The organism is Usitatibacter rugosus, from assembly GCF_013003965.1.
Lineage (GTDB): Bacteria > Pseudomonadota > Gammaproteobacteria > Burkholderiales > Usitatibacteraceae > Usitatibacter > Usitatibacter rugosus.
The window spans coordinates 605,572-626,722 of sequence record NZ_CP053069.1 but is presented as its reverse complement, the minus strand read 5'-3'; the positions used below and the strand labels follow the sequence as shown (position 1 = coordinate 626,722).

The window sequence follows — 21,151 nt, the reverse complement described above, 5'->3', positions numbered from 1 at the left end:
TCTATCCGCATTCCCGCCTCGCCAATGAGAAATTTCGCAATTCGCGCACTCTTCGTCCTGGCCACGTGCCAGCTCGCCGCCTGCGCCGCCATCGACCCGTTCAACATGCTGGGCCGCCGCAACACGCTGGCGCCCACCACGGTCTCCACCACGCCCGTGTCCGTGCCCGCCGGTCCCGGCCTGGCCGCGGCCGACCGGGCGCGCGCCTTCGATTTCGTCTGGGGCACGATCAACGACCGCTACTACGACCCCAACCTGAACGGCGTCGACTGGAAAGCGGCCCGCGAGAAATTCCGTCCGCTCGCCCTCGGCGCCCCCGACGACGACACCTTCTGGGACACGCTGGACCGCATGACCGGCGAGCTGAAGGACGCCCACACGCGCGTCGAATCGCCCAAGCGGGCCGCGCAGATCGAGAACAACGAGAGCATCTCGCTCGGCTTCTCCTTCGTGGTGCTGGAAGGCAAGCTCGTCGTGGCCGGCGTGAACGTGGATTCCGATGCGTTCTGGGCGGGTGTGCGCTCCGGGATGCGCATCGTGAAGATCGGCGGCGAAGACGCGATGGCCGCCTTCGAGAAGCTGAAGGCCGGCACGCGCAACGACTCCACCGAGCGCTCGCGCCACCTGCGCGCCGTGCGCCGCCTCACCGCGGGCGAGATCGATTCCAAAGTCGCCTTCACATTCGAGCGCGCCGACGGCGGCACCATCGACGCGACGCTGCGCCGCCGCAGGCTCTCCACCGCCGCGAGCGCGGGCTCGCGCACGTTGCCCTCGGGCTACGGCTACGTGCGCCTCACGCAGTGGACGCTCGGTGCCACGAGCCGCATGGTCGAAGCGATGCGCGACCTGAAATCCGCACCCGGCATCATCGTCGACCTGCGCGGCAATCCCGGCGGATCGCTGCATGCGGTGAAGGCCGCGCTGGACGAGTTCTTCGGGAAGAGGACCGAGCTCGGCCGCACCCTCACGCGCACCGGCAAGCCCGTCAGCTTCCTCTTCGGGGCGGTCGAGGTGATCGAGCTGAAGAGCGCGGTCGCCGGCAACGACAACGCGTACAAGGGGCCGGTCATCGTGCTGGTGAACGAATCGAGCGGCAGCGGCAGCGAGTACTTCGCCGCGGCCATGCAGGCGACGGGGCGCGGCACCATCGTGGGACAACCCACGTGCGGCTGCCTGCTGGGCTTCCTCGGCTACGCGTCGATTCCCGGCGGCGGCGAGCTCGCGTACAGCGAGGTCGGCTTCGAGATGGCCAACGGCAAGCGGATCGAGGGCGAAGGCGTCATCCCCGACACCACCGTGCCCGTCACCCTGCACGACCTCCAGCTGAACCGCGACCGCGCACTCGAGCAGGCGCAGTCGATCCTCGCCGCCGTCGTGCCCTCCGTCGTGCCCGCCACCGTGAACGCGAAGCAGTGAGCGCCGCCCCGAGCGAGGGCCACCCGGCACTGAATCCCGGCGTCCGTCGCCGCGAAGTCTTCGGATGGGCGATGTACGACTTCGCCAACTCCGGCTACACCACCGTCGTCCTCACCGCCGTCTTCAACGCGTACTTCGTCTCCGTGGTCGCGAAGAACGAGGAGTGGGCCACGTTCGCGTGGACGGTCGCGCTCGGCATCTCGTACGCGATCGTGATGGGCCTCGGCCCGCTCGTCGGCGCCTGGGCCGATGCGCACGCCGCGAAGAAGAAGGCGCTCGCGGTGAGCACGCTCATCTGCGTCGGCGGCACCTTCGCGCTGGCCTTCGCGGGGCCGGGCATGGTCGCCTGGGCCGTCGTCTTCATCATCGTCTCGAACGTCGCCTACGCGCTCGGCGAAAACCTCACCGCCGCCTTCCTGCCCGAGCTCGCCCGCCCCGAGTCGCTCGGCAAGGTCTCGGGCTGGGGATGGAGCTGGGGCTACGTGGGCGGGCTCATCGCGCTGGCCCTCTGCCTCGCCTGGGTGCTCACCGCCGGATCGCGCGGATCGACGGCCTCCGAAGCCGTGAGCGGCACGATGATCATCACCGCCGTGGTCTTCGGCCTCGCGGCACTGCCCACCTTCCTGCTGCTGAAGGAACGCGCCGTGCCCACGCCGCCCGCCAACGTGGAATCGCACGCGATGGCGAGGCTGCTACACACCGCACGGGAAGCCGCGCAATATCGCGACCTCCTCTGGCTCTTCGCGTGCGGCACCTGCTACCAGGCCGGTGTGGCCACCGTCATCACGCTCGCGGCCATCTACGCCGAGCAGGTGATGGGCTTCAAGACGCAGGACACGATCATGCTGATCCTCGTCGTGAACGTGACGGCGGCCATCGGCGCCTTCGCTTTCGGATACGCGCAGGATCGCATCGGCAAGGTGATGGCGCTGCGCATCACGATCGTCGGCTGGGTCCTCATGACGATCGTCGCGTATGCGTCCACCACCACCGCGCTCTTCTGGGTCGCGGCCAACCTCGCGGGGCTGTGCATGGGCTCGTCGCAATCGGCGGGGCGCGCGCTGGTCGCGTACTTCTCGCCGAAGGAGCGCGCCGCGGAATTCTTCGGGCTCTGGGGCGTGGCCACGCGCCTCGCCTCCATCCTCGGGCCCGTGACGTACGGCGCAGTCTCCTGGGCCACCGGCGGCAACCATCGCCTCGCGATGCTGCTCACCGGCGTCTTCTTCATCGCCGCGCTCGGCTGCCTCGCGTTCGTGAACGAGCGGCGGGGCCGGGAGCGGGTCGCGATGTTGAACCCGGCCGCCGCCGCACCCATCTAGCTTCCATGGCCACGATCCCCAGCCTCTTCGTCTCGCACGGCGCGCCCACGATCGCGAACCAGGCGAACGACGTCACCCGCGCCTGGACGCGCCTGGGCAACGTGCTCCCCCGCCCGGAAGCCATCGTGATGGTCTCCGCGCACTGGGACACCTCCACCCCGCTCGTCTCCGGAGCGCGCCAGCCCGAGACGATCCACGACTTCACCGGCTTCCCCGAGGAGCTCTACCAGATCCGCTATCCCGCCAAGGGCTCGCCGATCCTCGCGCAGCGCGTGCAGGCGTCGCTCGCGAACGCGGGCCTGGTCGTCGAGGTCGACGCCGCGCGCGGCTTGGACCACGGCGCCTGGGTGCCGCTGAGGTGGATGTACCCGAAGGCGGACATTCCGGTGGCGCAGGTCTCGGTGCAATCGCGCCAGGGCGCGCGCCACCACTACGCGATCGGCAAGGCCCTGGCACCGATGCGCGAGGGCGGCGTGTTGGTGATCGGTTCGGGAGGCATCGTGCACAACCTGCGCGACCTCGACTGGAGCGGGTCCGGCAAGGTGATGGACTGGGCGCGCGACTTCAACGACTGGATCGCGCAGAAGGTCGGGGAAAGGGCGCTCGAGGACTTGCTGGACTACCGCCGCCTCGCACCGCAGCCTTCGCGCGCGCACCCGACGGAAGAGCACTTCGATCCGTTCTTCGTCGCGATGGGCGCCGGGGGCTTCCCGGAAGCGAGCCACGAGGACGACATCGCCGAGCCCCTCGGCGCCGAACGCATCGAGCTCGGCATCGAGATGGGCTCGCTCGGCATGGACGCCTGGCTATTTCATTGACGCGCGAATGAGGTCGGGCCGGTCGGTGATCACGCCGTCCACGCCCCAGGCCTTGAGCTTCTTCGCCACCTCGGGATCGTTCACGGTCCAGGGCATCACCACGAGGTGCAGCTCCTTCGCCTCCTTCACCTTCGCCTCGTCCAGGTCGTTGTAGTTCGGCGACCAGATCAACCCGCCCGCGGCCCGCACCATCTTCGGCACCGAGCCGTAGTCCGCGTACCGGTAGCCCGCGGTCCACTTCGAGCCGCCCTTCTCCGCTTCGATCGTGTCGAAGGTCTTCCTCTGCGCGGTGAGGTACGAGCGCGGGATGTGCGGGGCCAGCGCCTTCGCGATCTCGAGCGCCTCCCAGTCGAAGGACTGGATCGTCACCCGCTGCTGGAAGCTGTACGTGTAGAGCGTGGTGATGAGCGCGCCGACGTAGGTACGCGCGGGCGGTGTCAGCTCCGGCTTGGTGGGATCGCGCTTGATCTCGATGTTGAGCGTGACGCCTCGATGGGCGCGATCGCGCACCAGCTGCATGACGTCCACGAGCGTCGGGATCCGCGTTCCGTCGATGGCCTGCTGGTCGGGGTAGCGCTTGGCGTATTCGGTGCCGGGCTTGATGCGCCCCACGTCGTATTGCTGCAGCTCGACGAACGTGAGGTCCTTGATCGCCGGGCCGGCCTTGCCCTCGAGGTACTTGCCGTCGGGGCCGCGCGTGATGTCGGGGTTCAGCGCCTGGTCGTGGGTCACGACGACCCAGCCGTCCTTCGTGACGCCGACGTCCAGCTCGAGGGTATCCACGCCCGCGTCGAGGGCCTTTCCGAAGGCCGCGAGGGTGTTCTCCGGCGCCAGGCCGCGAGCCCCGCGATGCCCCTGGATCTCGAGCGTGGTGCAGCCGGCCAGACCGACGGTCGCCGCGACCAGCCAGACGGTTGTTTTCATGCGGGGTCCCTCTCTATATGATCCATGAATGTCGGCCAAACCGCCTGCCAAGAAGCGCTCGCTCTACGACATCCTCGGCGTCCAGCGCGATGCCATGGCGATCGACATCGGCGTTGCGTACAAGAAACGTCTCGCGGAGATGGAGCGCAGGCCCGGTACGGACCCGCAGGAAATCGCGCTGGTCCGCGAGGCCTATCATATTCTCTGCCAGCCGAAGGAGCGCGAGGCCTACGACGCGTCGATGATCACGCGCGAGGAGCGCGAGGAGGCGAAAGCCCACGGCGCCCCCGACCTCGTGCTGGAAGCGGACGACGAAGACACCGTCGCCGCGAAAGGACGCAAGCGCGGCATCCTCATCGCCGCCGTCGTCGCCTTCGTGATCGTCGCCGCCATCGTCTTCTGGCGCATGGGCTCGGGCGATCGCTCCACGCCGCCCGCGCCGATCGCCGCGGACAAGGTCGCCGCGCCCCCGCCGCCTCCGCCGCCCAAGACGCGCGATGCGACCGAGATCCTCGGCATCGCCGCCCCCGTCATCGCCGGCATCCTCGCGTACGACATCTCCGGCAAGCCGCAGCCCGTGGGCAACGGCGTGCTCGTCGCACCGGATGCCATCGTCACCACGTGCCACGCCCTGCCGCCCAGCGCCACGATCGTCGCGCGCATCGGCGTCGAATCGGTGCCGGCCACCGTCGCGATCTTCGACGAAGACCTCGACCTCTGTCGCCTCACCATCACGCCCGTCTCGGCGAGGCCCCTCGTCCCCCACACCGACGAGCCCAAGGCCGGCGACAAGGTCTTCGTGGTCGGCTACCACGAGGGCACGCACCTCTCCGTCGTCGAGGGCACGGTGAAGGCGCTGCGCGCCACGAACACCGCACGCATGATCGATCTCTCCGTTCCCGTTCCGGCCGGCGCGAGCGGCGGCGGGCTCTTCGACGCGTACGGCCGCCTGATCGGTGTGCTCACCGACAAGGGCAACGCCGCGACCGCCGCCGGCTCGCTCGCGCAGATGCGTACGCGCGGCCAGCCTCCGCCGAAGCAGTAGCCCATGACGCGCACCCACTACGACGTGCTCGGTGTCGAGCGCGATGCTTCCTCGGTGGAGATCGCCGCCGCCTTCCGCGAGCGCGTCGACGAATTCAAGAACCGCACGTACGCGGGCACGGATAGCCTGGACGACGTGCGCGAGGCCTACCGCGTGCTCTCGAACAACACCGTGCGCGCGGGCTACGACGAAACGCTGCCGGCCCGCCGCAGGTCGGTGAAGAAGGAAAGCGGTGTCCCGGGCTGGGTGAAGTGGGCGCTGCCCGTCGTCATCGTGGCGGCCGGCCTCGCGTGGATGAAGTGGAGCAAGCCCCGCGAGCCTGTCATGACGGTGAAGTCCGTGTCGCGCGTGGCGAGCGACTACGATCCCACCCGCCCCGCGCCCGTCACCATCGCGCCGCCCGTGCCGGGCAACGCCTTCGAATCCACCGCCTCCACGACCAACCTGCCGGCCGTCATGGGCACCGCGGAGAGCGTCTTCGCGAGCGCCTCGCAAAGCGTCGCGCGCGTGCTGGTGCGCGACGCGGGTGGGCAACCCGTGAGCCAGGGCAGCGGCGTCGTGATCGGCCCCGGCGTGGTCATCACCAACTGCCACGTCACGCGCAACGGCAGCGAGATCAGCGTGAAAGTGGGCAACGAGGAATACCGTGCGTCGGTCTCGGCGGAAGACAACGAGCACGACCTCTGCAAGCTCTCGGTCTCGGGCCTCAGCGCGCCTGCCGTCCAGCTCGGCAGTGTTGCGAACCTGAAGCCGGGGCAACGCGTGTTCGCGATCGGCGCTCCGCAAGGCCTCGAGCTCACGATCAGCGAAGGCATCGTCTCCGCGCTGCGCGACTTCCCCGACGGCAAGGTGATCCAGACCTCCGCGCCCATCTCGCCCGGCTCTTCCGGCGGCGGGCTCTTCGATACGCAGGGCCGCCTCGTCGGCATCGTCACGTTCCAGCACAAGTTCGGGCAGAACCTCAACTTCGCGGTGCCGGCCGACTGGATCAACAAGGTGTGAGCACCGCTCGCGCATTGCGGTGGCTGCTCGTCGGCCTCGCAATGCCGGGTGTGGTGCATGCGGGCCGCCCGCTCACCACCGACGACGCGACCATCCTCGAACCGAAGGCGTGCCAGCTCGAAGCGTGGGTCGACCGCAGCCGCGTGGCCACCGATTTCTGGGCCGCGCCTGCGTGCAATTTCGGCGGCAACTTCGAATGGCAGCTCGGCGCCTCGCGGACGCACATGGACGGCCAGGGCGCGCTCTCGCAGGCCTATGTGCAGGGCAAGACCGTGTTCGTCTCCGTGGACGACAACCCCTGGGGCGTCGGCCTCACGGTGGGCGTGCAGCGTTTTCCCCTTCGTGAAACTGAATCCGGTTGGAACAACTTGTATGCAATTGTTCCAGTGAGTTTCCAGCTCGGCGCGCCGGACCGCTTGCTGCATCTCAACGCAGGCTGGTTTCGCAACAGCGCGGAAAAACGCGATCTCACCCTCTGGGGAATCGCGTTCGAGGCGCCGCTCGCCGGCATTCCCCTCACCGTGGTCGGCGAAGTCTTCGGGGAGAACGCGAGCCGTCCCTTCTACCGGGTGGGCGGAAAGTGGACGCAAATCGCGAAGAATCTTGACGTGGACCTGACATACGTAGCGCGTTCCGGGGGAACGAAGTCCGAGAAATTCGTGTCTGTCGGCCTATACTACAAACTCGAAAACGCGAGCCCCTGACCATGCATGTACTCATCGTAGAAGACGATCCCATCCTCGCCGGCGGCATCACCGAGAAGCTTCGCCGCGAAGGCTATGTCGCCGATTCCGTGACGTCCGCGGAGCAAGCCGATACGGCCCTGCGCGTCTCGCAGATCGACCTCGTGATCCTCGACATCGGCCTGCCCGGCGTCGACGGCTTCTCGTGGCTGCGCAAGATGCGCGCGAACGGCGGCCAGCAATCGGTGCTCGTGCTCACCGCGCGCAACGATGTGTCGGACCGCGTGCAGGGCCTCACGCTCGGGGCCGACGACTACCTGCCGAAGCCGTACGCCACGGAAGAGCTGCTCGCGCGCGTGTACGCGCTCGCTCGCCGCGGCCGTGCGCTCAAGTCGCGCATCATCGAGCACGGCCCGCTCACCATCGATCTCGACCGCAAGCGCGCCATGCTCTCGGGCAAGCCGCTCGACCTCCCGCAGCGCGAGCACGCGATCCTCGAGTACCTGTTCTCGAACGTCGAGGCCATCGTGGGCAAGGACAAGATCGCCGGCGCCGTCGCCTCGTGGAACGAGGAGATCTCGGCCAACGCGATCGAGGTGCACATGTCGCGCCTGCGCTCGAAGCTCGAGGACTCGGGCATCAAGATCCGCACGATCCGCGGCCTGGGCTACCTGGTCGAAGCCTGGAAGGATGCGTAGCCTTCGAAGGACGCTTCTCGCCTGGCTGTTGCCTCCGATGGTGGTGGTGCTCGCGCTGGCCGCGGCGGGCTCCTACCAGTTGCTCCATGAACACCAGACCGCATCCTTCGACGAAGACCTCGCCGACGTCGCCACGGCGACGGTGATCCACGTGGGGCTGCAGGACGGCACGCCCGCCCTGCTCGCCCCGACGCAAAGCGAAACCATCCTCCGCTCCGACGCCGAGACGCGCATGTACTTCGCGCTCTTCGGCAGCGACGGCCGCCTGATCGCCGGGGACCCGGCGCTGCGCGTGCCGCCGGCCCACGTGAATCCCGGCCCGCACTTCTGGTACGCGAACGTCGCCGGCAAGACGGTGCGCGCCACGTCGCGCCAGGTGTCGGTGGGGGGCGGGCCGGTCACGCTCGCCGTCGCCGAGACGATGAGCAAGCGCGAGCGTGCGCAGCTCGAAGCTCTGCTCTCGGTCATCGCACCGACCATGCTTCTGTGCGTGCTCGCGGCCGTCATGGTGCTCTACGGGGTGAAGCGAGGCCTGGCACCGCTCGAGCATTTGCGCGAGGAGATCCAGGCGCGCTCCTACCAGGACCTCTCGCCGATCAGCGATGCCGACGTGGCCGAGGAGCTGAAGCCGGTGCTGCGCGAGCTGAACAACATGCTGGGACGGCTGGGCGAGGCGCAACGCACGCAGGTGCGCTTCGTCGCGAACGCGGCGCACCAGCTTCGCACGCCGATCGCAGGGCTGCTCGCGCAGCTCGATCTCGTGCGCGCGGGAACCGAGGTTGAACGCGCCGCGCATCTGGGCCAGGCACGTTCGAGTGCGGAACGCCTCGCACGCCTCGCGCAGCAGCTGCTCTCGCTCGCCTCCGCCGATCCCGCGTCGAATCCCGAGGTGGAGCAGCGCGCCTGCGACCTCTCCGACATCGTGCGAGACCGCGCGGATTCCTGGCTGCGGGCTACGACGCAGCGGGGTGTCGAGGTGGAGTTCGATCTCGACGTCGCCCCGATCCGCGGCAATCCGATGCTGCTGGGCGAGCTCGCGACCAACCTCGTCGACAACGCGTCGCGCTACGGTGCGCGTAACGTCCGCATCGCCACGCGCCACTGGGGGCGCTCGTCCCTGCTGGAAGTGACCGACGACGGGCCGGGCATTCCCGAAGCCGAGCGCGGGCGCATCTTCGAGCGCTTCTATCGCCTCGACAACGAATCGACCGAAGGCAGCGGCCTCGGGCTCGCGATCGTGCGCGAGATCGCGCAGCGCCACGGCGCCTCGGTGGAGCTCTCCGAGCGGCCCGGCGAATCGGGCACGCGCGTCGGCGTGATGTTCCCCGCTCTCGCGCCCTGATTGGTTATCCTTGGGCGGTGAGCGCCGCCCTTCGCACCCTCCTCGTCCTCTCCCTCCTCGTCCCCGCCGGGTGTTCGCGCGGCCCGAGCAACTGGCGCCAGTGGATCGACCAGGCGACGCTCGAGTTCAAGGCCGACCGCCCCGCCAAGGCCTACGAGGCCTGCGACAACGCCTGGAAGGAAGCGGTCAAGGAGAAGGACGCCAAGCAGGCGGTCGCCGCCTACGAATGCCTCTACGAGGCGGCCGTGCGCCTGGGCCAGATCGAGAGGACCTTCCCCGTCTTCCGCAAGATCCTCGCCGAGTACGACGGCACGATGAACGACACGGGCGCGGGGATCCGGCACCGCAACAACTTCGGCGTGGCGCTCGTGCGGGCGGGCGAGAAGCAGGAGGGCGTGGCGCAGCTGGAGGCCGCGCTGGATGCGTATGAGGGGTCGGTCTACCACACGTCCAACAACTTCCGGCAACGCACGCTGCTGATCGAGAACCTCGCGAGGGGCGCGCGCGTCTTCGCCGACGAAGCCCCGGCCATCAAGGTCTCGAGCGTGATGCTGGAAGAGATCGTGGTCTACGTCGAGGGCCAGCGTTATCGCAACGACGTCTCCACCACGCTCGGCGCCGGCGATGCGCTCGCGGCGATTGCGGACCTGGTGCGCCTGCGCGGGGATCCCAAGGCCGCCGACGAGCTCATGGTCCAGGCGCGGGAGCAGCAATCGCTCGAGACCAACTACCTCTCCGGGCAGCCGCGGACCATTCCGTGCGACCACATCATCATCCGCTCGCTGGTGCTTCGCGGCTGCTACGCGGTGCTGAAGTAGCTACTTCTCGACGCGCGCGTCGGGGAGGTTGCCGTACTCGTACCAGGACGCGTGGTAGACGCGCACGTTCCTGAATCCGAGGCGCGCGAGCACGTCGTAGGTGACGGCGGCGCGAATGCCCGTGTGGCAGTAGACGATCGTTTCCTTCGCGGGGTCGAGGCTCTCGTAGATCTTCGCGAGGTCCGCGTCGGGCTTGAGGGCCATACCGGCGGTGTCGGAAGTCTCGCCCTTCATCAGCTTCTCGGGCGTTGCAGGATCGGCGTACGCCTCGTTGTACGGGATCAGCACCGCTCCGGGCAGGTGGCCGCCCTGCAGCGTCTCCGATTCCTCGCCGCTCCATTCCGAGGGACGGCGCACATCGACGAACTGCACCGTGGGCTTGCCGATCCGCGCGACGACCTCCTCGGTGGTCGCGATCACCTTCGGGTTGGGCGTGAGCTTCAGGCGCACCGGAGCGCGCGCGGTGGCGCGGTTGGTCGTGTGGCGGCGCGCGGCGACCCAGCCTTCGTAGCCGTCGTTCAGCACGCGCACGTCCTTCGCGCCGAAGTATTCGAGGGCGTAGAGGGCGAAGTGCGCGTAGGAGCTGCCCCGGGAGCCGTAGACGATGATGGTCTTGCGCGGATCGATGCCGGCGTTGCCCAGGCGCTTCTCGATGTCCTTCAGCGGCAGGAACTGCTGGGTCTTGTCGTCGAGGAGGGCGCGCGCGACGTGGTCGATGTTGACCGCGCCGGGGATGTGGCCGCGGTCGTACTCCTCGGCCCGCCGCACGTCCCACACGATGGCGCCCGCATAGGCGGCCTTGAGGACGAAATAAGTGTCGACGATCGACTCGCGCCCGGCGGCGAGTCCGGCTCCCGGCGCCGCCAGCGCCAGGGCCAGCAGGAGGGCCCGGAAACTCATCGCGCTAGGTTACCAGCGGCGCCGCCCCACCGCCGTTCGTCGCACTTCCCAATAATTGGGGTCAGACTCCATTTAAGGTCGCCGCACTGACCTAAATGGAGTCTGACCCCATTCATGCTGGAAGCCAAAGACCTCTGGAAGTCGTACGGGACGAAGCCCGCGGTATCGGGGGTTTCGCTGACCGTGAACGCCGGCGAGATCGTCGGGCTGCTGGGGCCGAACGGCGCCGGCAAATCGACCACGGTCGCGATGCTCTGCGGCCTCACCCCGCCCGACAAGGGGACGGTAACGGTGGGCGGCGTACCGGTCGGGGACGATGCCAGCCCCACCAAGCGCCGCATCGGTCTCGTGCCGCAGGACATCTCGCTTTACGAAGACCTGTCCGCCATCGCCAACCTCGAGCTCTTTGGCGCCCTCTACGGCGTGAAGGGTGAGACGCTCAGGCAGCGCGCCGCCGACGCCCTCGCGCTCGTGGGCCTGTCCGATCGCGCCAGGGCCAAGCCCGCGACCTTCAGCGGCGGGATGAAGCGGCGGCTCAACATCGCCTGCGCGCTGGTGCACGATCCCGACGTACTGCTCCTCGACGAGCCGACCGCCGGCGTCGATCCCCAGAGCCGCAACGCGATCTTCGACAACCTCGAGGCGCTGCGCGCGCGCGGCAAGGCGCTGCTCTACACGACGCACTACATGGAAGAGGCCGAGCGCCTCTGCGACCGCATCGTGATCGTGGACCACGGCAAGGTCGTGGCTTCGGATCGAAAGGAGGCGCTGCTCGACCTCCTGCCGGCCGGGAAGCGCACGAAGACCGTGGTGCGCGAGGCTTCCCTCGAAGACGTTTTCCTCCACCTCACCGGCCGCGAGCTTCGGGACTGACATGGACGCCTTCATCGCCCTCATCCGCAAGGACCTCGTCCTCTATTTCTCCAACAAGCGCGCGCTGCTGATCACGCTCGCGGCACCCATCCTCATCGCTGCGTTCTTCGGCAGCGTGATGGGCGGCCCGCCGAAGAAGCCGACGCGCGTGCCGGTTGCTCTCGTCGATCTCGATGGCAGTGCCGTGTCGAAGGCGATCGTCGCCTCGATGCGCGCCGACGAATCGTTCGACCTGCAGGAAGTCTCCGAGCCCGACGCGATCGCCCGCGTGCGCGAAGGCAAGGTGCGCGCCGCGGCGGTGATCCCCGCCGGCTTCGGCGATGCGGCGCCCAAGGCGATGTTCTCCACGCGAACGAAGAAGCCGGAGATCGTCGTGCACTACGACCCGTCGCAGGCGATCGCGCTGCAGCTCGTGAAGGGGCTGCTCGCGGAGCACGTGATGAAAAGCGTTTCCCGCGCCGCATTCAGTTTCGAAACCGGGTCCAAGACGCTCACCGACATTCGCGGACAGGTGAAGTCCGCACCGGACATGAATGAAGCCGAGCGCCGCGACCTGCTCGGCCTCTTCGACAGCATCGAGCGCATGCAATCGCACCAGAAGCCCGCCACGGGTGCGGCGGCGTCCTCGAAGGCCGGTGGCGATGCGCCCGGGTTCTCGATGCCCTTCGAGACCAAGCAAATGGAAGTGACCGGCAAGGTGAACGCGAAGTACAACGGCTTCGCGCATTCCTTCGCGGGGATGGGCGTGCAGTTCGTGCTCTTCATGGGCATCGAGATCGGCGTGGGGATCCTCCTGATGCGCCGCATGGGATTGTGGAAGCGCCTGCGCGCGGCCCCGGTCTCGCGGACGCTGTTGCTCGGCAGCCGCATCGCATCGGGGACGCTGATCGCGGCACTGCTGATGGCCGGGATCTATGCCGCGGCGATCGCGTTCTTCGGTGTCCACATCGAGGGCAGCGTGGCGGGGTTCGTGATGATCACGATCGCTTTCGCCGTCCTCACCTCCTCGTTCGGACTCCTGATCGCCGCCCTCGGCAAGACTCCCGAGGCCACGCGCGGCCTCGCAGTGCTGGCGACGCTGCTGCTGGTGATGCTCGGCGGTGCCTGGGTGCCCGCCTTCGTCTTCCCCGAATGGCTGCAGACCGTGACCCTCTTCACGCCCACCCGCTGGGCCGTGGACGGCCTCGAGGCGATGACCTGGCGTGGCCTCGGCATCGAAGCCGCCTGGGCGCCCGTGGGAGCGATGCTCGCCTTTGCCGCCGTCTTCGCCGCCATCGCCATCAAGCGCTTCGACTGGGAAGAATAAGGAACGAATAAAGGGGTCAGACCACTTCATTGCAAACGGCGAGCAATGAAGTGGTCTGACCCCCTTATTCGTTTTGTATACGCTTTGTGTAGCTTGATGCGCGGTCTATGGTCTAGGATAATAGTACGCATTGCGTATACACCCGTCAGCGACCATGCCCGCCCAGCAAGCCCTCCTCCGCGACGCCATGCAGCGCCTCTCCATGACCCGCAATGCCTTCGCCGAGAAGCTGGGCGTCTCGCGCCGCGCGCTGGACACGTGGCTGCTGCCGGAGACCTCGAGCGAGCGGCGGACCATGCCGGACGTCGTGGCGCGCCTCATCGGGACGATGGGGCTCGCGGCCAACGATGCGTCGGCCCCCACGGAGCTTCGCGATCGCCTCGCCCGGTCGGGCAGGCCGCACCTGCTGTCGGTGGACGTCTTCGATCGCGATCTCGCCGAGGAGGTGTTGCGCGTGGCCGAGCGGATGGAGCCGATCGCGCGCCGGCAGAAGGTGACGCGGGTGCTGGAAGGCGCCGTGCTGGGCAACCTGTTCTTCGAGCCTTCCACGCGCACTCGGGTGAGCTTCGGCGCCGCATTCTGCCGCCTGGGCGGAGCAGTCTGCGACACGACGGGCTTCACGTTCTCGTCGATGGCCAAGGGCGAGTCGATCCACGACACCAGCCGCGTGATGAGCGGCTACGTGGACGCGCTGGTGGTGCGCCATCCGGAGCAGGGATCGGTCGCGCAGTTCGCGGCCGCGGCGACCGTGCCCGTGATCAACGGCGGTGACGGCCCCGGCGAGCATCCGACGCAGGCGCTGCTCGACCTCTATACGATCCATCGCGAGCTCGCGCGCGCCGGCCGCAAGCTGGACGGCGCGCACGTGGCGATGGTGGGCGACCTGAAGCACGGCCGCACGGTCCACTCGCTGATCAAGCTGCTCTCGCTCTACAAGGGGATCCGGTTCTCGCTCGTGTCGCCGGCCTCGCTGGAGATGCCGCCGGCCCTCGTGGCCCTCGCGCGCGAACGCGGGCACAAGGTCGCCGAGTACGACAGCGTGCCCAAGGGCGTGCGCCAGCCGGACATCCTCTATGCGACACGCATCCAGAAGGAACGCATGGGTGGTGAAGGCCTCGAGGCCTATCCCGCGAGCTTCCGCATCGATCGCGCGGCGGTGAAAGCGCATTGCGCGAAGCACACGGTGCTCATGCATCCCCTGCCCCGCGACTCCACGGCCGGCGCCAACGACCTCGCCGACGATCTCGACCGCGATCCGCGCCTCGCCATCTTCCGCCAGACCGACAGCGGCATCCCCGTTCGCATGGCCATCTTCGCCATCCTGCTCGGCGTCGAGAACCTCGTCACCAAAGACCTCCGCGACGCAGTGTGGAGAACGTGAATAAAGGGGTCAGACCACTTCATTGCTCGCCCTTGCAATGAAGTGGTCTGACCCCTTTATTCACATTTAGAACTGCTGGCGGGCGAGGGGCAATGTGCCGGAGCGGCCGTCGATGGTCCACTCGAAGACGGCGGTGTCCGTCGTGGTGAAGCGCACGCGGAAGGTGCCGACGTCGGCAACGCGGAACGACGACGTGTTGTACGCCATCGCGAGCCAGCGGGAGCTGGACGTGCGATAGATCCGCCCCTCGAACGTATCGGTTGCCGTCCACGAGCCGGCCGGCATCACGAACCACGTGGGCTCGCCCTTCTCGTTGTACGTGAACCACGCGGCGAAGAGCGTGCCGAACTGCTGGATGATCGCGATGCCCCAGCCGTTCTGCTGGCTGCCGCCCCACCACATGTCGCCCACCACCGGCCGCGTGTTGGCCAGGGACGGGCCGAAGATCGTGCGCGTGATCTGCTTCCGCCCCGCCATGCCGTTGATCACGTAGTCGAGCGTCGCGTGCGTGGCATCCGTGAACGTAAGCGTGAGCGTCCCGACCGAAGGTCCGATGTCCAAACGAGACGCATCGTAGGCCGTGTAAGGCGCACCGCGAGGCGAATAGAGCGCCCCCGTGAACACCGTGCGCGCCGCATTCCACTGCCCCGCGGACATCACATACCAGGTGGGCATGCCGTTGCCGTCGTACGCGAAGATCACCGCGAAGAGCTTCTCCTGGTGCTGGACGATGCTGACACCCCAGCCGTTCTCGCCCAGGCCGCCCCACCAGAGATCCTGCAGCTCGAAGTACCACGGCGGCGCGACCGCGAAGCCGCCGAACGCCGTGACCGCCCCGTCCGTGACGAGATCGCCGTCGTTCACGCCATCGGTCAGCGTGAAGGTCGCCGTGTTGCCCGCAACCACGACCGGCACGGCGTGCCAGTGCGGCAGCGGCTTGTCCTTCGTGGCGCTCAGCATCCAGAACATCGAGCCGCTGGGGACGGGACGCGGCGTCGTCAGCGTGAACGTGGTGGGCACCGGCCCGTAGCAGTTCTCGGTGCGGATGCTGAGCAGCCCTTCGGTGTAGACGAGCCCCTTGGCCGGAGCGAGCTCGGGGCGGAACTCGGTCACGGCGGGATCGAGGATCGCGGAGCCGCCGCCGAAGCCGCATCCGGGTGAAGACACCGACGACACGGTGAGCGTGCGCGTGCCGCCATCGGCGGACTGCGCGGTGATCGTCCTGGAGAGCGTCGCGTACTCGGGCCCGCGTTGCATCTTCACTTGCCGGGTGATGCCGCGGAACGCGAACTCCACGTTGTATTCGCCGGTGACGCGCATCGGCGGTTGCAGCACGAAGCTCGCGCGCCCGCCCTGCCCCGTGCTCGCCGCGCCCGGCAGGAAGCTCACCGGCGCCGGCGCCGTGCCCGGCAGCAGCCGCGAGGTGATCTCCACTTCCGGCAGGGGCTCGGCGCCGAGCTGCACGGAGACCTGGAAGGTCATGCTCCCCTGCGGATCGAAGTTGACGCCCGACACGACGGCGATCGACACCTGGTCCAGCCGGTACGTGACGACGTCGAACTGCACCGTCGTTTCGCCGACCGTCGCGGTGAGCCAGCAGGTGACGTCCGCGCTCGGCGCAGCGGTGAAGCGGATGCTGGAGACGCCGCTCGCATCCGTGGTGCCCACCGCGGTGGAGGCGGAGTTGGGGAACGTCCCGCACACATCGTTGGCCCACGAGACCGGGGCCCCGGCGACGGGCGAGCCATCCGCATTCGAGAAGCGCGCCGTGAAGGAACGCGATTCGCCGCCCATCACGCTCACGTTCACGGGCGTGACCGCGACGCCGCCGGCCCCCGCGAGGGCGGGGATCAACAGGGCTACTGCGAGCAGCCCCGCGCGAAGGTCAGAAAGGCAGGCGCGTGAGCGCATAGTTGCCGGGGTGGTTTTCCACGTTGAACGAGAACGTGGCGCTGGCACCGACCACCTTCAGCTTGAAGGATCCCACCGGGTTCACCATGAACCGCGACGGATCGTACGGCACGCCGACCCACGGCGAGCTTGACGTGAGGTAGACGGGGCCTTCGTATTCGTCGAACGCCGTCCACGAGCCCGCGGGCATGACGAACCACGTGGCGCGGCCGTTGCTCTCGAACGAGAACCACACCATGAAGAGCTGCGCGTACTGCTGGATGACGGCGATGCCCCAGCCGTTCTGCCGCGTGCCGCCCCACCACATGTCGGTCAGGCCATTCAGCGTCGGCGTGGCGACGTTGCCGAATGCCTGGCGCGTGATGTTCTTGGTGCCCGAGCGCCCGTTGATCGTGTACGCGACCGTGGCGCTGGAGCCGCTGCCAAACGTCACCGTGACGGTACCCACCGGGTTGCCCACCACGAACGCCGTGGCGTCGTACTCCCAATACGCCGAGCTGCGCGGCGTGTAGACCGAGCCGGTATACGTGGTGCGCGCCGCGTTCCACGAACCGCCCGGCATCACGAACCACGTGGGCCGGCCTTGGTCGTCATACGCGTAGATCACGATGAAGAGCGTGGCGCCGTGCTGGACGATGCTCATGCCCCAGCCGTTCTCGGCCGCGCCGGCCCACCAGATGTCCTGCACCAGCGGGTACGCGCTCGCCGCGGGCACGAGGATGCCGGCCGTGGGCACGAGGATCTCGTCGTTGTCGAGGCGGTCGTCGTCGCCGTCGTTCACGTCGTTCACGCTGAAGGTCACCTGGCCGCCGCCGAAGGCCTCGCTCGAGGCGCGCTTCCAATGCGCGTCATCCTTGCCGATGGTGCGGCCGAAGATCCACATCTCGCTGCCGGCGGGAACGTCGCCGCCGAGGTTGAGCGTGACCTTCACGTTGGGCTTCTCGCAATGGACCAGCCTGAACGCGACGTAGCCCTTCTCGGGCGCGCGCCCCAGCGGAATCTGTTCGCTCGGGCCCGGAGCGCTCGAAGGCTGGAGGCGCTGGTAGGACTTCACCACGCAGGTCGCCGACTCGGTATCGATCTGGATGCTGGAGACGCCGTAGACCGCGTCCTGCACCGAGATGAACCGGCGCGCGCGGTTCACGACGCGCAGGTTCGCCGACTCCGCGCCCGAGGTGCCGGTCACCGTGTAGGCCCCGGCCCAGTCGTTGGCGCGGGCCTGGATCGTCGCGTATCCGCTGGCATCCGTGATGGCCGAGGACTGCAGCAGCGTGGCGCTGGCGTTGGTGGCGGTGGAGACCGAGAAGTTGACGGTAGCTCCCACCGTCGCCGCGCCGCCTGCGCCCGTCACCTGCATGCGGACCGTGAACTCCGCGTCCGTGAGCGGGCTCTCGCTGGGAAGGGCGGAAACCAGCTTCGGGTCCGCCACGGCGAGGGTCGCCACCAGGGCGAGGGAGAGGGCCGCGAAAGCCCGTTGCGCGAGGGTCGTCATCATAGCGACCCATTCTAAAGGTTTCGGCAAGCTGGCGGGGGGTCCCGCCGGGGCGTCAGAAGGGCGTGCGCGAGATGGAAACCGAGGTGCCGCGGCCGTCCACGGTGCTCTCGAACGTCGTCCCCGCCCCGTCGAACCGCAGGCGATAGGAGCCCACGTCGAAGATGCGGAAAGCCGCCGGATCGTAGGCCGCGCCGAGCCACGGCGAGCCGGTGGTGCGATAGATGCGGCCCTCGTAGTTGCCGGCGACCCACGTCCCGCCGGGCATCACGTACCAGACGGGCATTCCCGCCGCGTCGTAGGTGAACCACACGGGGAAGAGCGTGCTGTATTGCTGCAGCACCGAGAGGCCCCAGCCGTTCTGCGCGGTGCCGCCCCACCACATGTCGCCGACCCCTTCCTGCGGGGAGGGTGCGGGCGAACCGAAGACCTGGCGGACGATAGCCTTGCTGCCCGCGACACCGTTCACGGTGTAGGACATGCGCGCGTTCGCGGGATCGGTGAAGTCGAGCGTCAGAATTCCCACGGGAGCGCCGACCGCGAAGCGCGCGGCGTCGTAGGCGTAGAACGGCGAGCCGCGCGGCGAGTACAGCGAGCCCGAGTAGATCGTGCGCGCCGCGTTCCATGTGCCGCTCGACATCACCCACCACGTCGGAGCGCCCGCCGCGTCGTAGCCGTAGATCACCGCGAAGAGATTCTCCGAGTGCTGCACGACGCTCATTCCCCAGCCGTTCTCCGACGGGCCCGACCACCACATGTCCTGCACCTGCGGGTAGAGGTCGACGTTGATGGCGCCCGGCGCCAGCACCGCGACCAGCGGAATCGAGATGTCGCCGTCGCTCGCGGGCGTCGCGTCTCCATTGCCGCCGTCCATGATGTCGAACGACATCGAGTGGCCCTGGATGCGTCCGCCGGGTGCGCGGTACCAGTGCGGCGCCGCGCGATCGGCCGTGGGGCCGTAGAGCCAAACCTCGCCGTTCGCGGGGATCAATGTCGGTGTCGTGACCACGGCTCGACCCTGGGCCGTGCAGTGGCGCACCTGGAATCGCGCGTAGCCGAGCGGCGCGCCAAAGCCCTGGGGAATGGCCGCGTCGGCACCGCCCGTATCGCGACTCGCGATGCGATCGAACGACTTGATCGTGCACGTCGGCCCGCCGCCCTCGAGCTGCAGGGTGCCGGGGCCGATGGAAAAATAGTTGAAGAGCGTCGTGCGCGGGACGATCTTCAGCGACGCCGTATAGCTCGTGCCGTTGTACTCCGCTCGAACGAGGAGATCGCCCGGCCAATCGTTGGCGCGCACCTGCACCGCGGCTGTGCCCGATTCATCCGTGACCGCCGTCGCCTGCACGAACGTCACGGCTGCCGGCGAGCCCGGAACGGCTTCCGAGACGAAGCTCACGGTCGCCCCGCCGAGGCGATTGTTGTTCGCGTCGAGGACGGTCGCGTAGAACGTGAAGTCGGTCTCCGGGAACGGATAGTCGCCGACACCGGCCGAGTGGATGTGGGCCACCGGAGCGGGCGGTGCTTGGATCGCGATCGGGAACTCCGCGCGAACGCCGGCGCCGCAACACACCGCGAACGCGCTGAACGGCGTGACCGTGTGCACGCGAAGCGGCGTCGAGGTGAGCGTGCCGTCGGAGCCCGTCATCGTCGGCGGCGCCACGTCGAACGATCCGCTCTGCGAGCCGCTCGTTTCCCAGCGCACTTCGGCGCGCGGCACGGGCTGGTTGTTCACGTCGAGCACGCGGACGACGAAGGGCTGGGCGCTGGAATTCGGGGCGACCGTCTGCGAGGCTCCGGAGACGACCTCCATTCGCACCGGCGGCAGGCCGGCGGTCTCGAGCGCGAAGTACATTCGACCACCCGCCAGCTGCGGGACATCCACCGCGATGACGGAATCGCCCTGGACCATGGTCGCGAACAGCGGCGGAGTCGTGGCCACGCCCTGGCTGTCGGTGTACACGCTCACGACGTTGCTGATGGACGGCGACACGAACAGCGCGCCCGCGACGAGATCGCCGATGCTGGTAAAGATGACTTGCTTGTTGGTCGCCGGCTGGCCGAGGCCGTCGAGCAACCGCACCGAAGGCCGCTGCGGGAAGAACGTCCCGGGGCGCGTGCTTTGCCGATCCAGCGACGTGAGCGGCTGCACCAAAGCCACGGCCTCCGGCGGCCGCACGTTCGTCACGCGCACCAGCGCGCTCGCGCCCTCGTACCTCGCGACGAAGGTGAAATCGCCCGCCGCGTTGTTGGTCACGAGCCCCATGCGGGCGACGCCCTGCGAATCGGTCACCGCGCTGGCGCCATCGAGCGTGCCGTACGGATCCGAAAAGGGCGATCCGGTAGGCGGCTCGAACGTCACGACGCGCCCCGCGAGCACGTTACCGACGATGTCGCGCAACGTCACCTGGGCGGTGAGGCGCGCACCGACGTTCACCGTGTACGGGCCACCCGCCGTGAGCACGGGCGTGGATGCCAGCACATTGGTGAGGTTGAACTGGGTGCTGAGGGCGAAGAGCGATTGGCAGCCGCCCGTGACAAACCAGTCTCCGGCGTTTCCGTTTGCCACGACCGCAGGGCTCGTCGCCCAGCCGTCGTTGTCGGTGAGGACCTCGACGGACTGCGCGCCGGGGAAGCCCGCGAAGGACCCTCCCACCCCGAAGGTCGGCGTGTGGAGGCTGAACGTGCAACGAGCGCGCGCCATCGGCTGGGAGGAGGTATCGAACACCCGAAGCCGCAGGCGCTCCGCGAATGCCGTGTTCACCACGGTGGATTGCCCGCCGCCCAGCGGCTGCAGCCCGTTGGGCCGCCCGCCCGCGACGTTCAGGACGATCGGCGTGGAAAGGCTGATCGAGCTGTCGTTCGCGGTGATGGTGATGAAGCCTGTCTGGCTCGAGGCGGTGAGGCGCGGCGAGATGGCAACGCCCTGCGAATTCGTCATGGCCGTCACGAAGCCCGACCCGCCGTCCGCGAATACGAAGGCGCCGCCGTCGCCCGGGAAGCTCCAGGAAAATCCGATCAGGCGGTTGGCGATGGGCTGGCCGGCGTCATCCTTGAGCGTGATGCCCACGGGATTCGGGAAGACCGTGTACGGAGCCGTCGTCTGCCCCGACGCGCCCGGTAGGGGCGTCATCGTGGCGGCCTGGGCCAGCGCGGCGCAGGCCCAAAGCATGAGGAAACACAGCGCGCCCTGGATTCTTGTTTTCATTTCGGCACCGATGAT

At 68.3% G+C, this 21,151-nt stretch carries 17 protein-coding genes; 12 read left to right on the top strand and 5 right to left on the bottom strand.

Annotated features, from left to right (window positions below; genetic code table 11):
- Nucleotides 1-24: 24 nt before the first annotated feature.
- The 3 genes from DSM104443_RS03250 to DSM104443_RS03240 are packed head-to-tail and all read left to right on the top strand — an operon-like array spanning nucleotide 25 to nucleotide 3,553.
- Entirely contained in the window at nucleotides 25-1,416 is a 1,392-nt protein-coding gene (locus DSM104443_RS03250) for a S41 family peptidase (RefSeq protein WP_171089404.1), read from the top strand.
- Nucleotides 1,413-2,735 carry an MFS transporter gene (locus DSM104443_RS03245; RefSeq protein ID WP_171089403.1) on the top strand — a complete coding sequence of 441 codons (1,323 nt, stop codon included), beginning with the start codon at nucleotides 1,413-1,415 and terminating at the stop codon, nucleotides 2,733-2,735. Before DSM104443_RS03250 ends, DSM104443_RS03245 begins: the two co-directional genes overlap by 4 nt.
- Before the next feature lie 5 nt (nucleotides 2,736-2,740).
- On the top strand, nucleotides 2,741-3,553 hold the full coding sequence (locus DSM104443_RS03240; protein ID WP_171089401.1) for a DODA-type extradiol aromatic ring-opening family dioxygenase: 813 nt from the start codon (nucleotides 2,741-2,743) through the stop codon (nucleotides 3,551-3,553).
- On the opposite strand, the gene DSM104443_RS03235 is transcribed toward DSM104443_RS03240, so the two are convergent.
- On the bottom strand, nucleotides 3,542-4,477 hold the full coding sequence (locus tag DSM104443_RS03235) for a glycerophosphodiester phosphodiesterase (RefSeq protein WP_171089399.1): 936 nt from the start codon (nucleotides 4,475-4,477) through the stop codon (nucleotides 3,542-3,544). The two genes, DSM104443_RS03240 and DSM104443_RS03235, sit on opposite strands and share 12 nt — an antisense overlap.
- A 28-nt stretch (nucleotides 4,478-4,505) precedes the next feature.
- Between DSM104443_RS03235 and DSM104443_RS03230 the strand changes: the two genes are divergently transcribed.
- Genes DSM104443_RS03230 through DSM104443_RS03205 form a run of 6 tightly spaced genes read left to right on the top strand, consistent with a single transcriptional unit; the run spans nucleotide 4,506 to nucleotide 10,065 of the window.
- Complete coding sequence (locus DSM104443_RS03230; protein ID WP_171089397.1) at nucleotides 4,506-5,522, top strand: S1 family peptidase; 1,017 nt, start codon at nucleotides 4,506-4,508, stop codon at nucleotides 5,520-5,522.
- Nucleotides 5,523-5,525: 3 nt separating this feature from the next.
- Nucleotides 5,526-6,524, top strand: coding sequence for a trypsin-like peptidase domain-containing protein (locus tag DSM104443_RS03225; protein WP_171089394.1), 999 nt, complete (start codon nucleotides 5,526-5,528; stop codon nucleotides 6,522-6,524).
- Nucleotides 6,521-7,228 (top strand): hypothetical protein, encoded by a 708-nt coding sequence (locus DSM104443_RS03220; protein ID WP_171089392.1) that lies wholly within the window; start codon nucleotides 6,521-6,523, stop codon nucleotides 7,226-7,228. Before DSM104443_RS03225 ends, DSM104443_RS03220 begins: the two co-directional genes overlap by 4 nt.
- Nucleotides 7,229-7,230: 2 nt before the next feature.
- The gene (locus DSM104443_RS03215; RefSeq protein ID WP_171089390.1) at nucleotides 7,231-7,905 is read left to right on the top strand and encodes a response regulator; all 675 of its coding nucleotides are present in this window, start codon (nucleotides 7,231-7,233) and stop codon (nucleotides 7,903-7,905) included.
- Entirely contained in the window at nucleotides 7,898-9,247 is a 1,350-nt protein-coding gene (locus tag DSM104443_RS03210) for a sensor histidine kinase (protein ID WP_171089388.1), read from the top strand. The genes DSM104443_RS03215 and DSM104443_RS03210 overlap by 8 nt, the downstream gene beginning before the upstream one ends.
- A 17-nt stretch (nucleotides 9,248-9,264) precedes the next feature.
- Nucleotides 9,265-10,065: a hypothetical protein gene (locus DSM104443_RS03205; RefSeq protein WP_171089386.1), complete on the top strand. Its 801-nt coding sequence runs from the start codon at nucleotides 9,265-9,267 to the stop codon at nucleotides 10,063-10,065.
- On the opposite strand, the gene DSM104443_RS03200 is transcribed toward DSM104443_RS03205, so the two are convergent.
- A complete protein-coding gene (locus DSM104443_RS03200; protein ID WP_171089384.1) occupies nucleotides 10,066-10,965 on the bottom strand; it encodes a sulfurtransferase in 900 nt (299 codons plus the stop codon).
- A gap of 114 nt (nucleotides 10,966-11,079) precedes the next feature.
- On the opposite strand from DSM104443_RS03200, the gene DSM104443_RS03195 reads away from it, so the two are divergent.
- The 3 genes from DSM104443_RS03195 to DSM104443_RS03185 all read left to right on the top strand — a co-directional run bounded on the left by DSM104443_RS03195 (nucleotide 11,080) and on the right by DSM104443_RS03185 (nucleotide 14,525).
- On the top strand, nucleotides 11,080-11,838 hold the full coding sequence (locus tag DSM104443_RS03195; protein WP_171089382.1) for an ABC transporter ATP-binding protein: 759 nt from the start codon (nucleotides 11,080-11,082) through the stop codon (nucleotides 11,836-11,838).
- 1 nt (nucleotide 11,839) lies between these two features.
- Nucleotides 11,840-13,144 (top strand): ABC transporter permease, encoded by a 1,305-nt coding sequence (locus DSM104443_RS03190; protein WP_171089381.1) that lies wholly within the window; start codon nucleotides 11,840-11,842, stop codon nucleotides 13,142-13,144.
- A gap of 154 nt (nucleotides 13,145-13,298) precedes the next feature.
- Complete coding sequence (locus tag DSM104443_RS03185; RefSeq protein ID WP_171089379.1) at nucleotides 13,299-14,525, top strand: aspartate carbamoyltransferase; 1,227 nt, start codon at nucleotides 13,299-13,301, stop codon at nucleotides 14,523-14,525.
- A 66-nt stretch (nucleotides 14,526-14,591) separates the two neighbouring features.
- On the opposite strand, the gene DSM104443_RS03180 is transcribed toward DSM104443_RS03185, so the two are convergent.
- From DSM104443_RS03180 to DSM104443_RS03170, 3 genes are read right to left on the bottom strand one after another with little or no spacing between them, the layout of a single operon-like run.
- Entirely contained in the window at nucleotides 14,592-16,379 is a 1,788-nt protein-coding gene (locus DSM104443_RS03180) for an Ig-like domain-containing protein (protein WP_171089377.1), read from the bottom strand.
- Between the two features lie 31 nt (nucleotides 16,380-16,410).
- Nucleotides 16,411-17,931 carry a choice-of-anchor U domain-containing protein gene (locus DSM104443_RS03175; protein ID WP_171089375.1) on the bottom strand — a complete coding sequence of 507 codons (1,521 nt, stop codon included), beginning with the start codon at nucleotides 17,929-17,931 and terminating at the stop codon, nucleotides 16,411-16,413.
- A gap of 52 nt (nucleotides 17,932-17,983) precedes the next feature.
- A complete protein-coding gene (locus DSM104443_RS03170) occupies nucleotides 17,984-21,136 on the bottom strand; it encodes an Ig-like domain-containing protein (RefSeq protein WP_171089373.1) in 3,153 nt (1,050 codons plus the stop codon).
- Nucleotides 21,137-21,151 lie beyond the last annotated feature (15 nt).